The sequence below is a fragment of the Celeribacter ethanolicus genome, from assembly GCF_002407265.1.
Lineage (GTDB): Bacteria > Pseudomonadota > Alphaproteobacteria > Rhodobacterales > Rhodobacteraceae > Celeribacter > Celeribacter ethanolicus.
Genome location: NZ_CP022196.1, coordinates 135951 through 159036, shown reverse-complemented (window position 1 = coordinate 159036; position 23086 = coordinate 135951). Strand labels below are relative to the sequence as shown.

Here is a 23086-nt window from a genome sequence, read left to right as displayed (position 1 = left end):
CACATCCGTCATTGCGCCGCCTCCAAAAGCCGTGCCGCGCCAAGATCGCTTTGCAGCAGATGGCCGGTTTCGGACACAAGCCCCATGGCGGTGAGCCAAGCCTCGAACTCCGGCGCGGCTTTGAGGCCCAGCGAATTGCGCAGGTACGCGATGTCGTGGAACGAGAGGCTTTGATAGTTGAGCATGATGTCATCCGCCCCCGGCACCCCGATCAGGAATTGTGCGCGGGCATTGGCGAGAAGCGTCATCAAAACGTCCATGTCGTTCTGATCGGCCTCGGCATGGTTGGTGTAACACACGTCACAGCCCATCGGCAGGCCAAGGAGTTTGCCGCAGAACACATCCTCAAGACCGGCGCGGATGATCTCTTTGCCGTCGTAAAGATATTCCGGCCCGATAAAGCCCACCACCGTGTTGACGATCAGCGGATCGAAGGCGCGGCAGACGGCATAGGCACGGGCCTCGACGGTTTGCTGGTCGATGCCGTGATGAGCGTCGGCGGAGAGTGCAGACCCCTGCCCGGTTTCGAAATACATGACGTTCTGCCCCATCGTGCCGCGGTTTAGCGAGAGCGCGGCATCATGGGATTCCTTGAGGATCGACAGGGTGACGCCAAACCCCTCATTCGCCGCCTCGGTGCCCGCGACGGATTGGAACACCAAGTCGAGCGGCGCGCCGCGATTGATGATCTCGATCGAATTGGTGACATGGGTCAGCACGCAGCTTTGCGTCGGAATGTCGTAACGGCCACGCAGATCGTCGAGCATGGAGATCAACGTCATGGCGGTCGGAATGTTGTCGGTCGCCGGGTTGATGCCGATCACCGCATCGCCCACCGCGTAGGACAGACCGTCGAGGGTGGAGGCGACGATGCCCTTCAGGTCATCCGCCGGATGGTTCGGTTGCAGACGCGAGCCGATCCGCCCCTCAAGACCCAGAGTGGAGCGGAAGGCTGTGACCACGGTGATCTTGCGGGCAACGGCGATCAGGTCGCGGTTGCGCATGATCTTCGACACGGCGGCGGCCATTTCCGGCATGAGACCGGGAGCAAGCGCCTTCAACGCGGTGGGTGTGGCGGCGTCGGACAGAAGCCAGTCGCGAAACTGACCGACGGACATATGCGAGACGGGCGCAAAAGCCGCCGCGTCATGCGTGTCGAAGATCAGACGCGTGACCTCGTCTTCTTCATAAGGAACCAGCAACTCTTCGAGGAAGGTTTTCAGAGGCAGATCGGCCAGAACCATCTGCGCCGCGACGCGTTCGACATCGCTTGTCGCGATCAGCCCGGCCAGAGCATCGCCCGAGCGCGCGGGCGTGGCCTTGGCCATCACCTCCGCGAGGTTGGAAAAGCGAAACACCTCGCCGCCAAGGGTGGTGCGATAGATCGGCATGCGTTCGTCCCGTTGCTGTCTCGTCCCAAAATCCTAGCGACGAAAGCCGGAGGGTTCGAGAGCACGCGCGAGTGCAGCCGGGGCGGGCCTGCAAATTCAGGCGTCATCGCCCATTTTTACGGCACAGCCCGTCAGGAAAAGCCGGATTGCCAGAGCGCGCCGCTCCGCCAAAAGCTCGGGCGTCGGTTCGGCGAACTCGGGATCGAGCAGGCGCACAAGAGGATCGCCGAAAGCCATGCTGACAATGAGATCGGCCGACAGCGCCGCCTGATCCGGGGCAAGCGACAGGCGCCCCGCCGTGATTTCGCGCATGATTTCGTCGCGCACATAGCCGGTCAACCGCCCGCGCCCCTCATGCACCAACCCACGCGCCAGCGCCGGATAGGTCTGCGCCCGCGCCACCATGGTGCGCAGGAATTCCAATTTGTGCCGGTCCGATCCGGGCGGTTTGTTGAAGGTCAAAAGCAGATCGAGCCGCTCGGAAAACGGCCTGTCCTGATCCTCTTCGGGCAGGGGCTGGAAAATCGAGGCGCTGATGCGGGCGATGACGCGGCCCAGCAAAACTTCCTGACTGTCGAAATGCGCATAGAGCGTGCGTTTCGACATGCCTGCGCGCCGGGCGATGGCCGACATGGTCACGTGATCGAAGCCACGCTCCATCATCAGCGCGTGGGTGGCGTCGAGGATCACCGTCTCACGCGCCTCGAAATCCATCTGCACCGGCCGCCCGCGCTTGCGGACTCCGGTCTCCTGCGCGGCGGCCTCCTCCGGCTCTGCCTCATATTTAGACACCTGCGACAGCCCACAACTCCCTGCTCAGATGCGCACATCCGGCGCGCTTTACAAAACTATCGGGTTTCTTTAATCAAAATTCAAGTCATGTTCCAATGCACAGATGACAAACACCCGGAACATGCCCTGACCGCCGCGCATTCGCGCCCCCTCAAAACCCCTCGCCCCCGACCGAAACGGTCCGGGGTTTGTTTTGCCGGAGATTTTCATGCCCTGCCCACGCCCTGTCCTGCCCCGCCGGAGCGCCGCCCTGCTCGCCCTTGCCCTGATGGCGGGCCAGCCCGTTCTGGCCCAGAACGCCCCGCCGCCCACGCCCGTGACCGTGGTCACGCTGAATGCGGGAGACGTGACGCTCAGCAGCCCGCTGCCCGGCCGGGTCGCCGCCTCCGCCGAGGCCGAAGTCCGTCCGCAGGTCGGCGGCATCATCCAGAAACGCCTGTTTGACGAGGGCAGCACGGTCAGCGAGGGCGATCCGCTCTATCAGATCGACGCGGCGACCTATGAAGCGGTGAAGGCCGTGGCGGAGGCGAGCCTTGCACAGGCGAAAGCGGCGCTGAAATCGGCGGAAATCGAATACGAACGCCAGCAGGAACTGAAAAGCCGCAACGTCGTGGCGCAGCAGAACCTCGACAGCGCCATTGCCGCGCGCGACAGTGCCCTCGCGGCGGTGAAAGTGGCGGAGGCCAATCTCCTTTCGGCGGAGATCGACCTCGAGCGGACCCAGATCCGCGCACCGATTTCCGGCGCCGTGGGGCTGAGTGCGGTGAGCCAGGGGGCGCTTGTGACCTCCGGGCAATCGACCGCGCTGACCACGATCCGGGCCCTCGACCCGGTCTATGTCGACGTGACGCAGGCGGCCTCCGAAATGCTGCGCTGGCGGCGGATGGGCAACGGTGCGGAATTTTCCGAGACGCTCGGCCAGACCGTGTCGCTGACGCTCGCCGATGGCAGCTCCTATGAGTACAAAGGCGAATTGTCCGCCGCCGAACCCTATGTGAACGAGGACACCGGCACGATCGTACTGCGGCTGTCCTTCCCGAACCCGGATCATTTCCTTCTGCCGGGCATGTATGTCCAGGTCGAGATGCCGCAGGGCGTGGTCCCCGGCGCGGTGCTCGTGCCGCAGGAAGCGGTGACGCGGGACCGGCGCGGCCGTCCGATGGCTTTGGTGGTGAATGGCGAGAACGTGGTGGAAAGCCGCGTACTCGACGTGGTGAGCGACCAAGGCAACAACTGGATCGTGACCGGCGGGGTTGCAGAAGGCGAACGGGTGATCGTCGCGGGTCTGCAAAAGACCGCAGCCGGTGCGACAGTGGCACCGCAGGAACAGGGGGCCGAGGCGCCCGCCGCCCAAGACGCCCAGCCCAGCGAATGACCGGCATAAGGACCTGAGAATATGGCTCGTTTTTTCATCGACCGCCCGGTCTTTGCCTGGGTGATTTCCATCTTGATCATGGGGGTCGGCCTGTTGTCGGTCTTCACGCTCCCGGTGGCGCAATATCCGCAGATCGCACCGCCCTCGGTGTCGATCCGCACGACATATCCCGGCGCATCCGCCGAGACGGTGGCCAACACCGTGACCCAGATCATCGAACAGCAGATGACCGGGCTCGACGGCATGCGCTATATGTCCTCAAGCTCGACCTCGGCGGGGTCTGCCACGATCACGCTGACCTTTGCGACCGGCACGGACCCGGACATCGCCCAGGTGCAGGTACAGAACAAACTGTCCCAGGCCACGGCGCTGCTGCCCGATGCGGTGCAGCGCCAGGGGGTGACGGTACAGAAAAGCTCCGCTGGCTTCCTGATGGTTCTGGGGGTGATCTCCGAGGACGGCAGCATGGATCAGGCCGACCTCGCCGACTATCTCAACACCAATATGGTGGACGCCTTCAGCCGGATCGAAGGGGTCGGCGGCACCCAGGTGTTCGGCGCGAAATACGCCATGCGGATCTGGCTCGACCCGTCGAAACTTGCGGCGTTCGACATGACACCGTCGGATGTGGTCGGGGCCGTCTCGGGCTATAACGCCCAAATCTCGGCAGGCTCCTTCGGGTCACTGCCCTCGCCGGAGGGACAGGCCTTTACCGCCACGATCTCCGCGCAATCGCTGCTTCAGACGCCGGACGATTTCCGCAACATCATCCTGCGGTCGGAATCCGACGGCGGGCTCGTGCTTCTGGACGATGTCGCCCGGGTCGAAGTCGGGGCGGAAAACTACTCCACGATCTCGCAATATAACAGCCAGCCCGCCTCGGGTATGGCGATCCAGCTCGCGCCGGGCGCCAACGCGCTCGACACCTCGAAACGGGTACGCGCGATGATCGACGAGTATGCGCAATACTTCCCCGAGGGCATGACCTATGTCATCCCCTATGACACCACCCCCTTCATCGAAATCTCGATCCACGAGGTGCAGAAGACCCTGATGGAGGCCATCGTCCTGGTGTTCTTCGTGATGCTTTTGTTCCTCCAGAACATTCGCGCGACGCTCATTCCGACGCTGGCCGTGCCGGTCGTGATCCTCGGCACTTTCGCGATCCTTGCGGTCTTCGGCTTCACGATCAACGTGCTCACCATGCTGGCCATGGTGCTCGCCATCGGTCTTCTCGTCGATGACGCCATCGTGGTGGTGGAAAACGTCGAACGGATCATGGAAGAGGAAGGGCTCAGCCCCCGCGAGGCCACACGCAAGTCGATGGACCAGATCACCGGCGCGCTCGTGGGCATCGCCCTCGTGCTCTCGGCGGTGTTCATCCCGATGGCCTTCTTCGGGGGTTCCACGGGGGTGATCTATCGCCAGTTCTCGATCACCATCGTCTCGGCCATGCTCCTCTCCGTGGTGGTCGCTCTGACGCTGACACCGGCGCTTTGCGCCACAATCCTGCGCGGCAAGGACGCCCATCACGCCAAACGCGGACCGTTCGGCTGGTTCAACACCGCCTTCGACAAGCTCTCCGGCGGCTATGGCTCGACCGTGGGCTACATGATCCGGCGTCCGCTGCGCATGCTCGTGATCTATGGCGGCATGGGGGCGGGCATCGCCTGGCTGTTCATGCAGACCCCGACCGGCTTCCTTCCGGATGAGGATCAGGGCATCATGATGGCGCTGGTACAGGGCCCCTCGGGCTCCACTGCCGAGAACACGCTCGCGGCCAACGCCCAGATCAAGGACTACTTCCTGACCGCCGAAAGCGAGAATGTCGAAGCGGTGTTCAGCATCGCGGGCTTCTCCTTCTCCGGTCAGGGGCAGAACAACGGTCTGGCCTTTATCCGCATGAAGGACTGGGAGGAACGTACCGGGCCGGGACAATCGGTGCAGGCCATCGCGGGCCGGGCTTTCCCCGCCTTCATGGGCATTCAGGAAGCCATGGCCTTCCCGATCGTGCCGCCTGCGGTGATCGAGCTTGGCAACGTCTCGGGGTTCGACTTCTACCTGCAGGCGCAGGGCGGTCAGACCCACGAACAGCTCCTGGAAGCGCGCAACATGTTGTTGGGCATGGCCGGGCAAAGCCCGCTGATCGCCTCCGTGCGGCCCTCCGGCCTCGAGGATGCGACGCAGTTCAAGCTCGACATCGACTGGCGCGCGGCGGGGGCCATGGGCATTGATCCGGGCGACGTCGGCGACACGCTGTCGATCGCCATGGCCGGGTCCTATGTCAACGACTTCAACGACAATGGGCGCACCAAGCGCGTCTATGTCCAGGGCGATGCCGACAGCCGGGCCACCCCGGAGGACCTTCAGAAATGGCGGGTGCGCAACTCCTCTGGCGAACTGGTGCCGTTCTCGAACTTCACCACCGAACGCTGGGTCAACGGTCCGCAGGGTCTGAACCGCTACAACGGCACACCCTCGATGCAGATCCAGGGCTCTCCGGCTCCGGGTGTATCGACCGGCGAGGCGATGGCGGAAATCGAGAATCTCGTCAGCCAGATCCCCGGCGGCTATTCGGTGGCCTGGACCGGTCTGTCGCTTGAGGAAAAGGACTCCGGGTCTCAGGCACCGATGCTCTACATGCTGTCGCTGGCGGCGATCTTCTTCTGTCTCGCAGCACTTTACGAAAGCTGGGCAATTCCCTTCTCCGTCATGCTCGCCATGCCCGTGGGGATTCTCGGCACGCTGTTCACCGCCTGGCATTTCGGCTTCGACAACGGCGTGTTCTTCCAGGTCGGCCTTCTGACCGTGATCGGTCTGACCGGCAAGAACGCCATTCTGATCGTCGAGTTCGCCCGCGAGCAGGTGGATGCCGGCAAGGATCTGTTCGAGGCCGTGCTGACGGCGGCGAAACAGCGTTTCCGCCCGATCGTGATGACCTCCATGGCCTTCTCGCTGGGTGTTGTGCCGCTGGTGCTCTCCTCCGGCGCGGGTGCGGGCGGTCGTCGGGCCGTGGGCGCCGCCGTTCTCGGCGGGACGATCACCGGCACCGTGCTGGGCATTCTCTTCGTGCCGCTGTTCTTCGTCATCGTGCGCAAGGTCTTCGGCAGCAAGAAGAAAGCCGCCTGACGGAAGCGCGACAGACACAAACGAAAGGCCGGGCACTCTGCCCGGCCTTTTTTCTTGCCACCCGCTTGCGTCTTCTGGGGCTCACCTGCTTTTGAGAAAGGCTTCGAAGGCAGCCAGCGTCTCGTCGCAGACATGGTGCTCGATCCCCTCGGCATCGAGCTCGGCAACCTCTTCGGGCACGCCCACCGCGACCAGAAGCTCGACCACCGTGCGATGACGCGCCCGCACCCGGTCGGCGAGATCGGCGCCCTCTTCGGTCAGGAACACGCCGCGATAGGGCCGTGCGGTGGCCAAGCCTTCGCGTTTGAGCCGTGAGATCGCCTTGGTCGCCGTGGGTTGCGCGACCCCCATGCGCTCGGCGATGTCGGCAACCCGCGCTTCGCCCAGCTCGGAGATCAGATCGCCGATCATTTCCACATAATCTTCCAGAAGCGCCACCGATTGCGCCTCGCGCGCACGGGCGAAGCGTTCGGGAACCTGTCCGTCGATCTCGGTCATGGGCGCCTCCTCTTTGCCGAAGATATAGCCAGACCCGGTCCGAAGCACCAGTCCGCACACATAAATATACCTGCACATAAAATTGTGTTTTGCAAGAAATATAGCAATGGCTATAAGTCGAGAAAAGAACATCCCCGAGTCGCAATGCGCGACCGGACCAGGACCGCCAGAACAGGACCCGACATCATGCACGATCTTTCCGGAAACACCCGCACAGGCATTGCCGCCGTCCTTCGGGGCGAGCGTCACGGGCTGCGCGCACGGCTGTTGTTCGCAGGCCCCGCGATCATCGCCTCTGTGGCCTATATGGACCCGGGCAATTACGCCACGAACATTCAGGCCGGGGCGGGTTATGGCTATACGCTTCTGTGGGTCGTGCTGCTCGCCAACCTGATCGCCATGCTGTTCCAGGCACTCTCCGCCCGGCTCGGCATCGTCACCGGCAAGAACCTCGCCGAACTGTCGCGCGACAATTTTTCCAAACCCGTGGTTCTGGTGATGTGGTTCGTGAGCGAGATCGCCGCCATGGCCACCGACCTCGCCGAATTCCTCGGCGGTGCCATCGGCCTGTCGCTTTTGTTCAACCTGCCGCTCATCGTCGGCATGGCGATCACCGCCCTCGTGACCTATGGCATCCTCTTGTTCGAGGGCCGCGGCTTTCGCCCGATGGAGCTGATCATCGGCGCGATGGTGGGGGTGATCGGCCTGTGTTACCTCGCGGAAATCCTCATTGCACCGATCGACTGGCAGGCCACCGGGCTTGGCCTCGTCAGCCCCGCCCTGCCCGATCATGCCGCGCTGACGATTGCCGTGGGGATCATCGGCGCGACGGTCATGCCGCATGCGATCTACCTGCACTCGGGCCTCACCCAGTCCCGCGCCGCGCCGCGCGACGACAGCGACCGGCGCAAGTTGGTGCGCTTTTCCAACACCGAGGTGGTTCTGGCGCTTGCGGTGGCGGGGATGGTCAACATGGCGATGGTGATGATGGCGGCGAGCGCCTTTCACCAGGGCCATTCCGAAGTCTCCGAGATCGAGACCGCCTATCACACGCTCACCCCTTTGCTGGGCGGCGCGGCGGCGGCGATCTTTCTGACCTCTCTCATCGCCTCGGGGGTGTCGTCCTCCGTCGTCGGCACCATGGCCGGGCAAATGATCATGCAGGGCTTTCTGCACATCCGTATCCCGATCTGGCTGCGCCGCCTGATCACCATGGTTCCGGCCTTTGTCGTCGTCGCCCTGGGCGTGAACGCGACACAGGCGCTCGTCGTGTCACAGGTGATCCTCTCCATCGCCCTGCCGGTGCCGATGATCGCGCTGATCGTGTTCGTCGCCCGCCGCGACATCATGGGGGTGTTCACCGTCTCACCACTGATCCGCATGCTGGCGATCCTCGGCGCCATCGCCGTCCTGAGCCTCAATTTCATCCTTCTGGCCGGGGCTTTCGGTGTGCCCATCCCGTTTCTCGAGGGGTGAAACGCAAAAAGGCCGGGGCAATCCCCGGCCTTTCTCATCTCGGTCAAACCGTCTCAGGTGATGACATCCGGGGCATTCCGCCCTGTGCGGGCCCGGATTTCCGCGAGGCTGTCCGCGGCGGCGGCAATACCCGAGAGCGCGTTCTGCGGATTGTCCTGAAGAGCCGCCGCGTTGGTTTCCACCTTTTCGAGATAGACCCTGAGCGTCGCGCCTTCGGTGCCGGTGCCAGAGAGCCGGAACACGATCCGTCCGCCGCATTTGAACAGGATGCGAATGCCCTGCCCTTCGGAGCGCGACCCGTCGACCGGATCGTCATAGGCGAACTCGTCGGCCGCCTCGATGGTCATGCCCTCGACCTCACGGCCCGGCAGGTTCGGCAGACGGGTGCGCAGCGCCTGCATCAGCCCGTGGGCCGCGTCGCTGTCAACCGCCTCGAAATCGTGGCGGGAATAGTAGTTGCGACCGTATTTGGCCCAATGATCGGCCATGATCTCCGCCACGCTCTGCTGTCGCACGGCGAGCACGTTGAGCCAGAACAGCACGGCCCAGAGCCCGTCTTTCTCGCGAACGTGATCGGAACCGGTACCGGCACTTTCCTCACCGCACAGCGTCGCACGGCCCGCATCCAGGAGGTTGCCGAAGAATTTCCAGCCGGTCGGCGTCTCGTAACAGCCGATGCCAAGTGCCTCCGCCACCCGGTCGAGCGCCCGCGAGGTCGGCATGGACCGCGCCACGCCCTTAAGCCCGCCCTTGTAGCCCGGCACCAAAGTGGCGTTGGCGGCCAGCACGGCGAGACTGTCGGAGGGGGTCACATAGGCGTTGCGGCCCACGATCATATTGCGGTCGCCGTCGCCGTCGGAGGCCGCGCCGAAATCCGGGGCGTCGCCGGAGAACATCAGATCCATCAGGGGCTTGGCCCAGATCGGGTTCGGGTCCGGATGACCACCGCCGAAATCCGGCGAGGGCACGGCATTGACCACGGAACCCTCGGGCGCGCCAAGCGAGCCTTCGAGGATCGCCTTGGCATAGGGGCCGGTGACGGCATGCATGGCATCGAAGCGCAGGGTGAAGCCGGAGGCGAAAAGCGTGCGGATCGCTTCGAAATCGAAAATCTCTTCCATCATCAGATGGTAATCGACAACCGGATCGACCACCTCGATCTCCATGCCGTAGAGCGTCGTCATGCCCGGCGCGGAGAGATCGAGATCGTGGCTCTCGCAGATGACATATTCGCTGAGGCTCCGGGTCTCGGCGAAAATCTTGTCGGTGATGCCCTCGGGCGCGGGACCGCCATTGTCGCTGTTGAACTTGACGCCGAAATCTTCGGTCGGACCGCCGGGATTGTGGGAGGCGGACATGATGATGCCGCCATCGGTCTTGCGTTTGCGGATGAGGTTCGAGGCGGCCGGGGTCGACAGCAGGGCATTCACGCCGACGATGACCTTTTTCGCCCCATTGGCCGCCGCCATGCGCAGGATCACCTGCGCCGCGCGGTCGTTGAAATAGCGCCCGTCACCACCCAGCACATAGGTCTTACCCTCCGCACCGCCGGTGGCGTTGAAAATCGACTGGACGAAATTCTCCAGATAATGCGGTTGCATGAAAACCGGAGTTTTCTTGCGCAGGCCGGAGGTCCCGGGCTTCTGGCCTTCGATCGGGGTCGTGGCAACCACAGTGCGGGTCATGGTGTCTTCCTCTTTCAACGGTCGTTGCGGCGCATGATCTCGGCCACGCGCTCAAGTTTCTCATGGGAGGCCAGCGCCTCTCCCCCTCCCGGCAGGCGAATGCGCCAGTTGGGATATTCGCTCGTGGTGCCCGGCAGGTTCTGCTGTTCCACCATATCAAGAATCACCTCGGCTTGCACCGCGACAAGACGCGAGGGCGTGCGTGCGAGAAAGTCGTGCAGCGCGTCCTGATCCGTGCCGGGCATAACCCGGTCGATCGCCGCCACTTCGCGGGTGCGATGCGCAAGGCTTTCCGCCTCCTGCGCGGCGTCGATCCCGCCCGCTTTGCGCCGCGCGGTGATCTCCGCGCCTTGCCGCCAGCCGAGCCAGGTCGGCAGGTCATGGGTCGAGAATGACGCGACAGCGGCTTCGTCATAGGCCTCCGCCGGTTTGAATTCCGGGTTGTCCCAGGTCCAGCGTTCGAACATGGCAACACGGCAGCCCAACACGCCCGAGGCACTCAGAGCCTCGCGCAACCCGTCGGGGATATTGCCGAGGTCCTCGCCGACGATGACCCCGCCCGCGCCGTTTCCGGCCCGTGCCGCCTCGATCCGGGCGACGGCCAGCATGGCGTCCCGCGGCATGGCGACATAAGAACCGGGCGCGTTCTGCGGCACCCAGAAGGTACGTTCGAACCCGAGAATATGGTCGATCCGCAGCATGCCGGAGACCCGGAGCTGACGCGCGAAAGTGTCCGCCAGAGGCGCATAGGCTCGGTCCCGAAGCGTGATCGGATTGAACGGCGCGAGGCCCCAGTTCTGCCCCTCGGCGGCAAACGCATCGGGCGGCGCGCCAAGGGAGGCGCCCAGAGCGAAGACCTCGCGATCCTCCCAGGTTTCGGCGCCATGCGGGTGGGTGCCGACCGCGAGATCGAGATAGATGCCATGCGCCATGCCGGAGGCTTTCGCCTCGTCCTGCAATTCGCTCAGGGCTTCCTCGGCCTGCCATTGCAGCCAGGACCAGAACAGGATTTCTTCTTTCAGTTCGGCGCGCGCCGCCACGCAGGCTTCGCTTTCGGGATCCTGATACTCGGCGGGCCAATGGCACCAGAACGGCCCGTGGATCTCGGAAAGCACCTGATGCAGGGCGAAGGTTTCGAGCGCCGGACCTTCTGCGGCGACATAGGCCAGAAAGGCCGGGGCCGGGGTGGTTTTGTCGAAGACCTTGCGCAGGTTCTTGAGCCGGGTCGGACCGGCTTTGACATAGTCGATCAGCGAGCCGCTCCGTCCGGTGTCGGTGGCGAGGTAGAGCGCGTTGAGACGGCGGCGGTGCGACGGCGTATAGGGCGAGAACAGGCCGGGATCGGTGGGGAAGCCGGCATGCACCGGGTTCATGCCGACAAAGCCCGCGCCCTTCGCACCGAGGCTTTGGACCACGGGCATAAGATCGCCGTAAGAGCCGATGCCCTTATCGGAGAGCGCATAGAGCGGCACGGTCATGCCCCAGCCGCGCGGCGGCAGCGGAATGGTCGCAGGGGCGGCCAGAAGCGTGATCCGCTGCGCCCGGTCGGGGAATGCGGCAATCAGCTTGTGAATGCCCAATGGCAACTCCGGCAGCGCATCGGCCCCCTGCCCTTCGAGCATTTCGCCGGTTTCGAAGATCAGCTCCCAAGGCGCGTCGCCAATGTCGACACAGGGCTTGGCCCCCGCTTCGCAGACCACATCCCAGGGCAGAACCCCGTCGCCCTCTTCGAGATGCACGCGCGCCTCGGCCTCGGTCGCAGCCTCGATGCCCATCGCGGCCAGAAGGGCGACGGCAGTCTCCACCGAGGTCACATGATGCACGCCCATCTGGTCGTAATATTCGGCGTAGATGCCACGGGCATAGGCCAGTTCGAGCCTCGGGTCAGTCATTATAGGCCTCCAGCTCAAGCATCAGCGTCGTCTCGCATCCCGCGAACACAGTGGGCAAGGTCATCACCTTGCCGTCGATTTCCGGCCGTCCGGTGTCGATCCAGAGCCGCCAGCGCCGCCCATCCGGGGCTTCCGGCAGCTTGACCTCGACATCGGGACCACGGTTGAACACCAGGAACAGCGCCTCCTCGCGCTGCGCATAGATCGGCGTGCCCGAGGCGATGCGCATTTCGGCACAGAGCGTCTTGAGTTCGGGCGCGCCCCAGTCCTCGTCGCGCATCGGACGCCCGTCGGCACGCCACCAGAACAGGTCTTCGAGACCGTCGACGATGCGTTCGCGGGCATGCAGGAAGCGTTTCTGCCGCAGGATCGGGTGTTCCCGCCGGAACGCGATCAGACGGCGCACGAAATCGAGAAAATCCGCGTCGTAATCCGACCAGTCGAGCCAGCCGATCTCGTTGTCCTGACAATAGGCATTGTTGTTACCCCATTGCGTGTTGCCCAGCTCGTCGCCCGCCAGGATCATCGGCGTGCCCTGCGAGAACAACACCGTGGCCAGCAGGTTGCGCCGCCGCTGCGCCCGCACCGCGAGGATTTTCGGATCGTCCGTCGGCCCTTCGACGCCCATGTTGTCGGAGGCGTTGTCATTGTGGCCGTCGCGGTTGCCCTCGCCATTGGCCTCATTGTGCTTCTGGGTGTAGCTGACCACGTCCATGAGCGTGAAACCGTCATGGGCGGTGACGAAATTAACCGAGGTGGTGGCGGGACGGCCCGAGTGGTCGAATTGCAGCGCCGATCCGGTGATGCGGTCGGCGAGCACGGCCACGTGGCCCGCATCGCCGCGCCAGAAGCGGCGCACACCATCGCGGAACTTGTCGTTCCACTCCAGGAAGGGCGGCGGAAAGCCCCCCACCCGGTAGCCGCCGGGACCGATGTCCCAAGGCTCTGCAATGAGCTTCACACGGGTCAGAACCGGGTCCTGCCGGATCGCATCGAAGAAGGACGCGCCGCGATCAAAGCCGGTGGGCGTGCGGCCAAGCGTGGTGCAGAGATCGAAGCGGAAGCCGTCGACATGCATCTCCTCGACCCAGTATCTCAGACTGTCGAGCACCATGCGCAGCACCATCGGGTGGTCGATATTGAGCGTGTTGCCGGTGCCGGTGTCATTGATGTAATAGCGCGGATCGTCGGCGAGACGGTAATAGCTGCGATTGTCGAGGCCACGGAACGACAGCGTCGGGCCAAGTTCGTTGCCCTCGCAGGAGTGGTTGTAGACCACATCCATGATGACCTCGATCCCCGCCGAATGCAGACGTGCGACCATATGCTGGAACTCGGCGATCTGGTCGTGGGCAAGGTAACGCGGATCGGGGGCGAAAAACCCGAGGGTCTGATAGCCCCAGTAATTCACCAGCCCCTTCTCGATGAGGAAGCGGTCGTTGAGAAAGGCCTGCACCGGCAAAAGCTCGATCGCGGTAATGCCGAGCTTGACGAGGTGATCGAGCACCGCATCGGAGGCGAGGCCGAGGAATTTTCCCTTGTGCTGCACATCGGGGTGGAGCTGGGTCATGCCTTTGACATGGGCCTCGTAGATCACCGACTGCGAGGTCGGGCGTCGCGGCGCCTTGTCCCGCCCCCAGGCAAAAAGCACGTCCTCGACCACGCAGCGCGGCATGTAACGTGCGCTGTCGCGGCGGTCGAAGGACAGGTCGATATCGGCATGCCCGACCCGGTAGCCCATCAGCGCGTCGTGCCATTCAGGATGGCGCGTCAGACGCTTGGCATAGGGGTCGAGAAGCAGTTTGTTGTAGTTGAACCGGTGGCCTTCGTGGGGCGCATAGGGACCATCGGCGCGCAGCCCGTACATCTGGCCGGGGCGCAGGCCGGGGACATAGCCGTGCCAGACATCGCCGTCGCGCTCCGGCAGGTCGATGCGGTGGGTTTCGGTCCGCCCGTCGGGCGAAAAGAGACAGAGCGTGATCCGGCGGGCATGTTCGGAGAACACGGCAAAATTGACGCCTTCGCCATCGAAGGTGGCCCCGAGGGGCGCGGCATGACCGCCAAGGATCGTCATCGAGCTCATGGTTACGCGTCCGTCTCATCCGCTTCGGGGTCTGTCCCCTCACCGACCATCTCCCGGAAGAGATCGGCATAGGCTTCGGCGGAGGTGTCCCACCCCACCGGCTGCGCCATGGCGTTTTTCATCATCTGATGCCAGACCTTCGGCTTGGCATAGAGATCGCACATGCGGTGGATCGCCACTTCGAGCGCCTCGGTGGTGATCGGCGTGAATTGCAGCCCGGTCGCCACACCGGCAGAGAGCGCCGCAGGGTTGGCCTGAATGACCGTGTCGGCAAGACCGCCGGTCAGCGACACCAGCGGCAGTGTGCCAAAGCGCAACCCGTAAAGCTGGGTCAAACCGCAGGGTTCGAAACGCGAGGGCACGAGGATGGCGTCGCCACCCTCGATCAGACGGCGGGCGAAGGCCTCGTCATAGCCGATCCGCACGGAAACGCCCGGATATTTCAGCGCGGCATCGCGGAAGGCGCTTTCGAAATAGCCCTCGCCGGAGCCCAGCAACGCCAGTTGACCGCCCCGCTCAATCAGCGTCGGCAGCGCCTCGAGCAGAAGATCGAATCCCTTCTGCCCGGTCAGCCGCGAGATCACCACACACAAAGGCCCGTCGCTTTCGGGCAGGCCAAGCTCTTCGCGCAGCGCGGCTTTGAACTTTTCCTTGCCCTTGGGCGATTTGTACGACGGTTTCCAGAGATCGAGGTCGATGCCGTTGAGGATCCCGGTGAAATCGGCCCCCCGGGCGGCAAGCACGCCCTCCATCCCCATGCCGAAAGACCCGTCCATCAGCTCGCGCGCATAGGTCGGGGAAACGGTCGAAACCTTGGTCGCGGCCATGATGCCCGCCTTGAGCGTCGAGACCTGCCCCCAGTATTCGAACCCGCTTGCGGTAAAGCCCTGCGGCGGCAGGCCGAGGGTGTAGACCATGTCGGCACCATAGCAGCCCTGAAAGGCGATGTTATGAATGGTCATCAGGGTCTTGACCCGTTCGGCCGCGCCCAGCTCACGCAGGTAGACCGGGGTCAGCCCCGCCTGCCAGTCATGGAGATGCAAGGCATCGGGGAACCACTGTTCGATGCCATGCGCCGCGATCATCGCGGCGGCCAGCGACAGGGCGGCGAAGCGCTGGGGGTTGTCCCACCAGTCATGGCCGTCGGGGCCGTTATAGGGCTTGCCGTCGCGATCGTAGAGATGCGGCGCATCGAGGATATAAAGCGGCGTGGCGTGTTTGCCCTCGCCCAGCGTGCCGCGGCGGATGCGAGCGAAGCCCCCGAACAGGTCCCAGACCTCGAACACGGTCTCGGCCTCGGGCTGGGCGGCGAGCACCTGGCGATAGCCGGGCAGAAGCGTGCGCATCTCGACCCCGTGGGAGGCCAGTGCAGACGGCAGGGAGCCCGCCACATCGGCGAGCCCCCCGGTCTTGATCAATGGCACACATTCAGACGTGACCGACAGAACCTTGATCATCGGATGTTCCTCACAAACCTTGCGCTCTGCGGTCGAGCATCTCCTGGGTGATCAGCGTCACGCCGCCGGGCGAGACGCGGAACCACTTGGCATCGACTTCCGGGTCCTCGCCGACGACAAGCCCCTCGGGCACCTGCACGCCGCGGTCGATCACCACGTTCTTGAGCTGGCAATGACGGGCGATATTGGCATAGGGCAGCACCACCGCGCGTTCGAGCGAGGAATAGGAATTGGTGCGCACATGGGTGAACAGCAGGCTCTCGCGGATCTCCGTGCCGGAGATGATGCAGCCGCCGGAGACCATGGAACTCACGGCGGAGCCGCGACGATCGGGGCGGTCGTGGATGAACTTCGCGGGCGGCGTCAGTTCGGAATAGGTCCAGATCGGCCATTCGCGATCCCAGAGATCGAGCTCCGGGGTGAAATCGGTGAGGTCGATATTGGCCTTCCAGTAGGCGTCGATGGTCCCTACGTCGCGCCAATAGGCTTCGGCGCCTTCCGGACGCACGCAACTGTCGGTGAAGCGGTGCGCCTGGGCCTTGCCCTTTTTCACCAGCTCGGGGATCAGGTCATTGCCGAAATCGTGCGACGAGTTCGGGTCTTCCATATCCTCCAGAAGACGTTCGCGCAGGAATTTCCAGTTGAAGACATAGATGCCCATCGAGGCCAGAGACTTGCTCGGCTCGCCGGGAATGGCGGGCGGATCGACGGGTTTCTCGAGGAAAGAGGTGATCCGGTCGGTCGCATCGACGCCCATGACCCCAAAGGCCGAGGCTTCCTTGCGGTCCACGGTCAGACAGCCGATGGTCACGTCGGCATTGGTGTCGACGTGCTGACGGATCATCACCTCGTAATCCATCTTGTAGATGTGATCGCCAGCAAGGATCAGGATGTAATCGACATTGTAGCTGTCGATGATGTCGATGTTTTGCGCCACGGCATCGGCGGTGCCGCGATACCAGGTGCTTTCCTCGTAGCGTTGCGAGGCGGGCAGGATGTCGAGGAATTCGTTGCGCTCGGCCCTAAAGAAGGTCCAGCCGCGCTGGATGTGGCGAATGAGCGAATGCGCCTTGTACTGGGTCGCGATCGCCATCTTGCGGATGCCGGAATTGAGCGCATTCGAGAGGGCGAAATCGACGATCCGGTTCTTGCCGCCGAAATAGACGGCAGGCTTCACCCGATCATTGGTCAATTCCTTGAGCCGCGATCCGCGGCCGCCAGCCAACACGAACGCCATGGTGCGCGGTGCCAGCCTGTTTCTCGAATTTGGCATGTCTGTCCTCTCTGGTGCGTTTTCGGGCAGTCCTGCCCGCGGGCTGACCGCCTCGGCGTTCACGCGTCGTCTTTAACAAAAATCATGGTCGAAAGCGGAGGCAGGGTGATCACGGCGGCTGCGGGCTGCCCCTGCCAGGCGTCCGCTCTGGCGAGAGCGGAGCCCATGTTGCCGCGGCCACCGCCGCCATAACATTCCGCGTCACTGTTCAACGCTTCGATCCACCTGCCTTCCGACGGGAAGCCAAGCTTGTACTCCATACGCTCCACCGGCGTGAAGTTGCAGACCACGACCACTTCGGGATCGCCCGGCTGGCCGCGGCGCACCCAGGCATAGACGGAGGCCTCGGCATCGTTGGCCTCGATCCACTGGAAGCCGCCGTCCTCGCAATCCTTGGCGTAGAGCGCGGGGGTGTCGCGGTAGAGCGTGTTGAGATCGCGCACCAGGTGCTGAACGCCTTCGTGCATATTGTACACGAGACAGGCCCAGTCGATTTCCTTCTCGTGGTTCCATTCCTGCCACTGGGCGAATTCCTGCCCCATGAACAGCAGCTTCTTGCCGGGATGCCCCCACATGAAGCCGTAATAGGCGCGCAGGTTGGCGAATTTCTCCCATTCGTTGCCGGGCATCTTCGACAGCATCGACTGTTTGCCGTGCACCACCTCGTCATGGCTGATCGGCAGGATGAAATTCTCCGAGAAGGCATAATGGATGCCAAAGGTCATCTGGTGGTGGTGGTATTTGCGATGGATCGGCTCGCGGGACATGTAGTCCAGCGTGTCGTTCATCCAGCCCATGTTCCACTTGAAGCCAAAGCCCAGACCGCCGCTGTCGACCGGGGCGGAGACACCCGCATAGGCGGTGCTTTCCTCCGCCACGGTCATCACGCCGGGCACTTCGCCATAGGCGAGCGTGTTCATGGTCTGCAACATGGAGATCGCCTCGAAATTCTCCCGCCCGCCCTGGGAATTGGGAATCCACTGCCCCTCGGCGCGCGAATAGTCGCGGTAGATCATCGAGGCCACGGCATCGACACGCAGCCCGTCGACATGGTATTCCTCGAGCCAGTAGAGCGCGTTGGAGGTCAGGAAGTTGGCGACCTCGGTGCGGCCATAATTGTAGATCAGCGTGTTCCAGTCCTGATGGAAGCCTTCGCGCGGATCGGCGTGCTCATAGAGTGCCGTGCCGTCGAAATGCGCCAAGCCATGGCTGTCGGTCGGAAAATGCCCCGGCACCCAGTCGAGCAACACGCCCAGCCCCGCCTTGTGCGCGGCGTTCACCAGATCGCGGAATTCGTGCGGCGGACCGAAGCGGATGGTCGGCGCGAACATGCCGACCGGCTGATAGCCCCAGGAGCCGTCGAACGGATATTCGGAAATCGGCATCAACTCGATATGGGTGAAGCCCATATGCTTGACGTAATCCACCAGCTCGACGGCGGCTTCCTTGTAGGAAATCGGGCGGGAACCACCGTCGGCAGCCTCCTTGCGCCGCCAGGAGCCGAGTTGCACCTCGTAGATCGAGATCGGCTGATCGCGGCCCTGCAATTTCTCGCGGGTGTCGATCCAGGCCTTGTCTGACCAGCCATAGCCGGAGATGTCGCGCACCACGGAGGCGGTTTCCGGCGGGTGTTGCGAACCGAAGCCGACCGGGTCGGCCTTGAGCCGGATGTCGCCATAAGCGCCCATCACCTCGAATTTATAGGGTGTGCCCTCGCCGAGGAGCGGCATAAAAATCTCCCAGACGCCGGTGGCGCCGCGACGGCGCATGACATGGCGCCGCCCGTCCCAGGCGTTGAAGTCCCCGACCAGAGAGACACGGCGGGCATTGGGCGCCCAGACCGCGAAATGCGTACCCATGGTGCCCTCGTGCTCCATCACATGAGCGCCGAGCGCCTTCCAGATGTGGTGGTGCGTGCCCTCGCCCAAGAGGTATTCGTCGATCTCGCCCAGAACCGGCCCGAAGCGGTAAGCATCGTCGACCTTCCAGACTTCCTTGCCGGATTTGCCTTCGAGCAGATAGGGTTTCGTGCCCGTGACCTTGCCGTGGAACAGCCCCTTGAACCCCTCGACCCGCGCGAGCGGATAGCGTTTGCCGCCGGAGAGCGCCGCCATCGCCTCCGCACCGGGATCGTAGACGGTGACATGGCGCACGCGACCGATCTTGTGCGGGCCGAGAATGGAGAAAGGATCATCATGGCGTCCCTCGCAGATCTGGGTCAGCACTTTGGGGTCTGCGAAGTCGTTCTCAATCAGCGGGGACATATGCGATTTCCTTTGGTTAGGGGGAGCTTAGGAGATTCTCAGGCCTGATCAACTCTTTGATTTTTAGGCAAGAAGGCTCTCAGCTCCCCAAATATCGCACATGTAGCCGCGAATTGTGCGGTCAGAGGAGAACCACCCCGACCGCGCCACGTTCAAAGCCGCCATTTCGGCCCATTTGTCCGGGTTTCTGTAGGCCGCATCGACCTCCCGCTGGGCGCGCCAGTAGTCGGTGAAATCGGAACAGACCAGAAAATAATCGGACCAGGTCAAATTATCGGCGATATGGGTATAGCGCCCCGGATCTTCCGGGCTGAACGTGCCGTCGCGCAGCGCGTTGAGCGCGCGTGCCAGACGCGGGTCGGCGGCGATCGCCTGTTGCGCGTGGTCATGCATCATCCGGCGCTGCATCACCTCATCGGCGAGCATGCCGAAGAGGAAGAAATTGTCGTCGCCGACGCGCTCGCGAATTTCCACATTGGCGCCGTCGAGCGTCCCGACGGTGAGCGCCCCGTTCAGCGCGAATTTCATGTTGCCGGTGCCGGAGGCCTCCTTGCCCGCCGTCGAAATCTGTTCCGACAGATCGGCGGCCGGGATCAGCCGTTCGGCGAGCGTGACGTTGTAGTTCGGCAGGAAGATCACCTGAAGGTAATCGCGGGTCGCGTGATCGGCGTTCACCAGCTTGGCCACGTCGTTGATCAGCCGGATGATGTCCTTGGCGAAATGGTAGCCCTGTGCCGCCTTGCCTGCAAAGATCTTGACCCGCGGCGTCCAGTCGCCGTTGGGGTTGTCCTTGATCTCCTGCCAATGGGCGATGGCCTCGAGGATGTTGAGGTGCTGGCGTTTGTATTCATGCATCCGCTTGATCTGGATGTCGAACATCGCCGCCGGGTTGAGTTTGACGCCATGGGTCTGGGCAACATAGCTGACCAGTGCCTGCTTGTTGGCGGCTTTGACGCCTTCGAAGCGTTCGATCCAGACCTTGTCCCTGATCGAGGGTTCCAGCTTTTCGAGCTGTTCGAGATCGTCGACCCAGCCATCGCCGATCGTGTCGGTGATCAGCCGCGACAGGCCCGGGTTGCAATTGTGCAGCCAGCGGCGCGGCGTCACACCATTGGTCTCGTTGACGATGCGGTCCGGGTGCAGCGCGTGCAGCTCCTTGAACACGGTCTGTTTCATCAGATCGGTGTGCAGCGCGGAGACGCCGTTCACACGATTGGCAACGATGAAGGACAGCTCGCCCATCTTGACCTGTCCGTCCGAGCGCGCCGAGAGCGTGCGCTGCGGGTGGGCCTTGAAATGCGCGTCGTCGATGCGGTCGATGATTTGCAGGTGCCGCGGCAGCAAGCGACCGAACAGGCGTTCGTCCCAGCGCTCCAGAGCCTCCGGCAAAAGCGTGTGGTTGGTGTAGTTCATGCAGCCATGCACAATCTCAAGCGCGTCCTCGAAGGACAGGCCGCGCTCGTCGTGCAGGATGCGCAGCAATTCCGGCCCCGCAATCGCAGGGTGGGTGTCGTTGAGCTGGATCGCGACCTTTTTCGGCAGCAGGCGAATGTCGTCGTGCTGGCTGTCGAAGCGGCGCAGGATGTCGCGGATCGAGGCGGCGGAGAAGAAGAACTCCTGTTTGAGCCGCAGCTCCTTGCCCGCCTCGTTGCTGTCCTCGGGGTAAAGCACGCGCGAAATCGTCCGTGCCAATGCCTCGTGCTCGGCGGCGGCGGCGAAATCGCCCGCGTTGAACAGGCCGAGATCGAACGGATCAACCGCGCGCCCGGCCCAGAGCCTGAGCGTGTTGGCCCATTTGCCCTTCCAGCCGATGATCGGCGTATCGAAAGCCTCGGCCTGAATAAGCTCGGCGGGGCGCCAGAGCGTCTTGCCATTTTCGTAGATGACATCGCCGCCAAAACCCAGGGTAAAGCGCACTTCCGGGCGCTCGAACTCCCAAGGATGCGGTTCCTGCAACCAGGTTTCCGGGCTCTCCACCTGACGGCCATCGACGAAGCTCTGCTTGAACAGCCCGTTCTCGTAGCGGATGCCATAGCCCATGGCGGGGCAGCCGATGGTCGAGAGGCTGTCGAGGAAACAGGCGGCGAGACGGCCGAGACCGCCATTGCCCAGCGCCGCGTCCGGTTCGTCGTTCAGGATGGTGCGCATGTCCATGCCGAAATGATCCAGCGCGTCCTCGACCTCTTCGACCATTTCGAGGTTGACGATGCCGTCCTCAAGCAAGCGCCCGATCAGGAATTCCATCGAGAGATAGTAAACCCGTTTACCGTCCTGCTCATAGGTCTTGCGCGTCGAATCCACCCAATGATCGACCATCCGGTCGCGGATCGCGTGCGAGAGCGCCATACGCCAGTCGAAAAACTGCGCATGCTCCGGGTCTTTCCCCATCGTGTAGGTGAGATGCTTGAGAAGGGCATCGCGGAACTCGGAGGATGTGCGGACTTTTCGCGCCATGTGTCACCTTATGCAAGTTAAAGAGGGTTTCGAACTCAGACAGAGGAACAATCGTTTATAGTTAGCTAAAACTCTATTAATTCCCGTGGCAAGGCACAGTTCCCGTTTTTGGCTGCGCTGCAGCACCCCTATCGTGAAACGCGCTAAACATGCCAGAGTTTTACGCAATTTCCTCTCATGAGTGTGATGCCCCGACACTCTCCCCCTTCCTAGAACGCAAGCGTGACAGTTTTGTGGAGGCCGGGCGTTTGCCGCCGGCTCACGGCAGCGGGTTGATGCCGTGAGCCGGACCGTGAAGCGCGATCAGAACGCCGTAAAGGAGCAGCCCCGCGACGAGACGCAGCGCGGTGCCGGAGGACGGGGCGAGCCGGTACGGCGCGGTCCGGGTTTCGGCCCTGAGACGGTCATGGAGCGCGCCCATTTCACGCCGTTTGCGCCGGGTGATCATCCGCCCGCCGAGGGTTGCAAACGCCGCAAACGCACCGAACAGGATCACATGCGCCAGATCGCCGTTCACGAGGACATGCACCCCCGCCCAGAGCGCGAGTGCGACAAGCAGCGGATGACGCATCCACCGCAGGATCCCCGGATGCGCCGGATCGAAACGGTCATCGTGCAGGCCGCCGAAGGAAAAGGGATTGGGCCGCCCCAAGGCAAGAGCGAGGATCAGGCAAACCCCGAGCATCGCCGTCAGAGCGATGTGACGCAGCCCCTCCGGCGCGGGCCAGAGCGGCACGAAAGGGGCCCGTCCGGCGGCAACGATCAGCCAGATGAGCACCGCCACGGAGAGGGCCGAATAGAGCCATGTGAAGCCGCGCGCGCCCAGCCGCGCCACCAGCCAAGGCTTCACCGGTGGGCGCACCGGCAACGCGTGTGACAGGAAGAACACGACGAATGCCGCGATGAAACCGCTCCAGCCCTGCATTCCCGCTCCTCTTGCACATATCGGTCGCACCAGCCCTAGCAGAGAACGGCCTCAGCCGGAAAGACGATTGAGGAGGTGCGTATCCGGCGCGCCGAGATACTCGCGAAACGCCTGTGCCCCGCATCATTTCCTCAAAATGGTCGAGAAAACCGGCGAGGTGGACTGCTCGGCGGCCTGGGTCGCGATCTTCGGCTCCGCCAACACCTATATCGCCGCCCCGCCCGACGACGCACAGGCGATGATCTATGCCGACGGCCCCGATCAGGTCTACGCGGGGGGCCTCTACCCGTTGCAGCAGGCCGAGCGCGTCGCGGGGGGGGGCTGAAAGCTCCCCGGGCGCTGGAAACTCGCCTCCGGCTGCATGGGAGCGGACTGGATCGGTGTCGGCATCA

The 23086-nt window shown here is 63.4% G+C and carries 15 protein-coding genes; 4 read left to right on the top strand and 11 right to left on the bottom strand.

Annotation, left to right across the window (positions count from 1 at the left end; translation table 11 throughout):
• Positions 1 to 8 precede the first annotated feature (8 nt).
• Entirely contained in the window at positions 9 to 1391 is a 1383-nt protein-coding gene (locus tag CEW89_RS00675; protein ID WP_096804528.1) for an ethanolamine ammonia-lyase subunit EutB, read from the bottom strand.
• Between the two features lie 96 nt (positions 1392 to 1487).
• Positions 1488 to 2183, bottom strand: coding sequence for a TetR/AcrR family transcriptional regulator (locus CEW89_RS00670; RefSeq protein WP_096804527.1), 696 nt, complete (start codon positions 2181 to 2183; stop codon positions 1488 to 1490).
• 208 nt (positions 2184 to 2391) lie between these two features.
• Here CEW89_RS00670 and CEW89_RS00665 point away from each other — a divergent pair, with 208 nt between their 5' ends.
• Positions 2392 to 3558, top strand: coding sequence for an efflux RND transporter periplasmic adaptor subunit (locus tag CEW89_RS00665; RefSeq protein ID WP_066711238.1), 1167 nt, complete (start codon positions 2392 to 2394; stop codon positions 3556 to 3558).
• A 21-nt stretch (positions 3559 to 3579) separates the two neighbouring features.
• Entirely contained in the window at positions 3580 to 6687 is a 3108-nt protein-coding gene (locus tag CEW89_RS00660) for an efflux RND transporter permease subunit (RefSeq protein ID WP_096804526.1), read from the top strand.
• Between the two features lie 81 nt (positions 6688 to 6768).
• Here CEW89_RS00660 and mntR read toward each other — a convergent pair whose 3' ends face one another.
• Positions 6769 to 7185 carry a manganese-binding transcriptional regulator MntR gene (gene mntR, locus CEW89_RS00655; protein ID WP_066711243.1) on the bottom strand — a complete coding sequence of 139 codons (417 nt, stop codon included), beginning with the start codon at positions 7183 to 7185 and terminating at the stop codon, positions 6769 to 6771.
• A 186-nt stretch (positions 7186 to 7371) separates the two neighbouring features.
• Here mntR and CEW89_RS00650 point away from each other — a divergent pair, with 186 nt between their 5' ends.
• On the top strand, positions 7372 to 8661 hold the full coding sequence (locus CEW89_RS00650; RefSeq protein WP_096804525.1) for an Nramp family divalent metal transporter: 1290 nt from the start codon (positions 7372 to 7374) through the stop codon (positions 8659 to 8661).
• A gap of 53 nt (positions 8662 to 8714) precedes the next feature.
• On the opposite strand, the gene CEW89_RS00645 is transcribed toward CEW89_RS00650, so the two are convergent.
• The 8 genes from CEW89_RS00645 to CEW89_RS00610 all read right to left on the bottom strand — a co-directional run bounded on the left by CEW89_RS00645 (position 8715) and on the right by CEW89_RS00610 (position 22694).
• Positions 8715 to 10346: an alpha-D-glucose phosphate-specific phosphoglucomutase gene (locus tag CEW89_RS00645; RefSeq protein ID WP_066711245.1), complete on the bottom strand. Its 1632-nt coding sequence runs from the start codon at positions 10344 to 10346 to the stop codon at positions 8715 to 8717.
• Positions 10347 to 10360: 14 nt separating this feature from the next.
• Positions 10361 to 12238, bottom strand: coding sequence for a 4-alpha-glucanotransferase (malQ, locus tag CEW89_RS00640; RefSeq protein ID WP_096804524.1), 1878 nt, complete (start codon positions 12236 to 12238; stop codon positions 10361 to 10363).
• Positions 12231 to 14321 carry a glycogen debranching protein GlgX gene (gene glgX, locus CEW89_RS00635; RefSeq protein WP_096804523.1) on the bottom strand — a complete coding sequence of 697 codons (2091 nt, stop codon included), beginning with the start codon at positions 14319 to 14321 and terminating at the stop codon, positions 12231 to 12233. The genes malQ and glgX overlap by 8 nt, the downstream gene beginning before the upstream one ends.
• A gap of 2 nt (positions 14322 to 14323) precedes the next feature.
• Positions 14324 to 15778, bottom strand: a complete 1455-nt coding sequence (gene glgA, locus CEW89_RS00630; protein WP_096804522.1) for a glycogen synthase GlgA — start codon at positions 15776 to 15778, stop codon at positions 14324 to 14326.
• Positions 15779 to 15788: 10 nt separating this feature from the next.
• Positions 15789 to 17051 carry a glucose-1-phosphate adenylyltransferase gene (glgC, locus tag CEW89_RS00625; protein ID WP_066711252.1) on the bottom strand — a complete coding sequence of 421 codons (1263 nt, stop codon included), beginning with the start codon at positions 17049 to 17051 and terminating at the stop codon, positions 15789 to 15791.
• 59 nt (positions 17052 to 17110) lie between these two features.
• Positions 17111 to 19315: a 1,4-alpha-glucan branching protein GlgB gene (gene glgB, locus CEW89_RS00620; protein WP_096804521.1), complete on the bottom strand. Its 2205-nt coding sequence runs from the start codon at positions 19313 to 19315 to the stop codon at positions 17111 to 17113.
• A gap of 63 nt (positions 19316 to 19378) precedes the next feature.
• On the bottom strand, positions 19379 to 21769 hold the full coding sequence (locus CEW89_RS00615) for a glycogen/starch/alpha-glucan phosphorylase (RefSeq protein WP_096804520.1): 2391 nt from the start codon (positions 21767 to 21769) through the stop codon (positions 19379 to 19381).
• 259 nt (positions 21770 to 22028) lie between these two features.
• On the bottom strand, positions 22029 to 22694 hold the full coding sequence (locus CEW89_RS00610; RefSeq protein ID WP_096804519.1) for an NnrU family protein: 666 nt from the start codon (positions 22692 to 22694) through the stop codon (positions 22029 to 22031).
• A gap of 136 nt (positions 22695 to 22830) precedes the next feature.
• Between CEW89_RS00610 and CEW89_RS20980 the strand changes: the two genes are divergently transcribed.
• Entirely contained in the window at positions 22831 to 23019 is a 189-nt protein-coding gene (locus CEW89_RS20980; protein ID WP_198403471.1) for a hypothetical protein, read from the top strand.
• Positions 23020 to 23086: the final 67 nt, after the last annotated feature.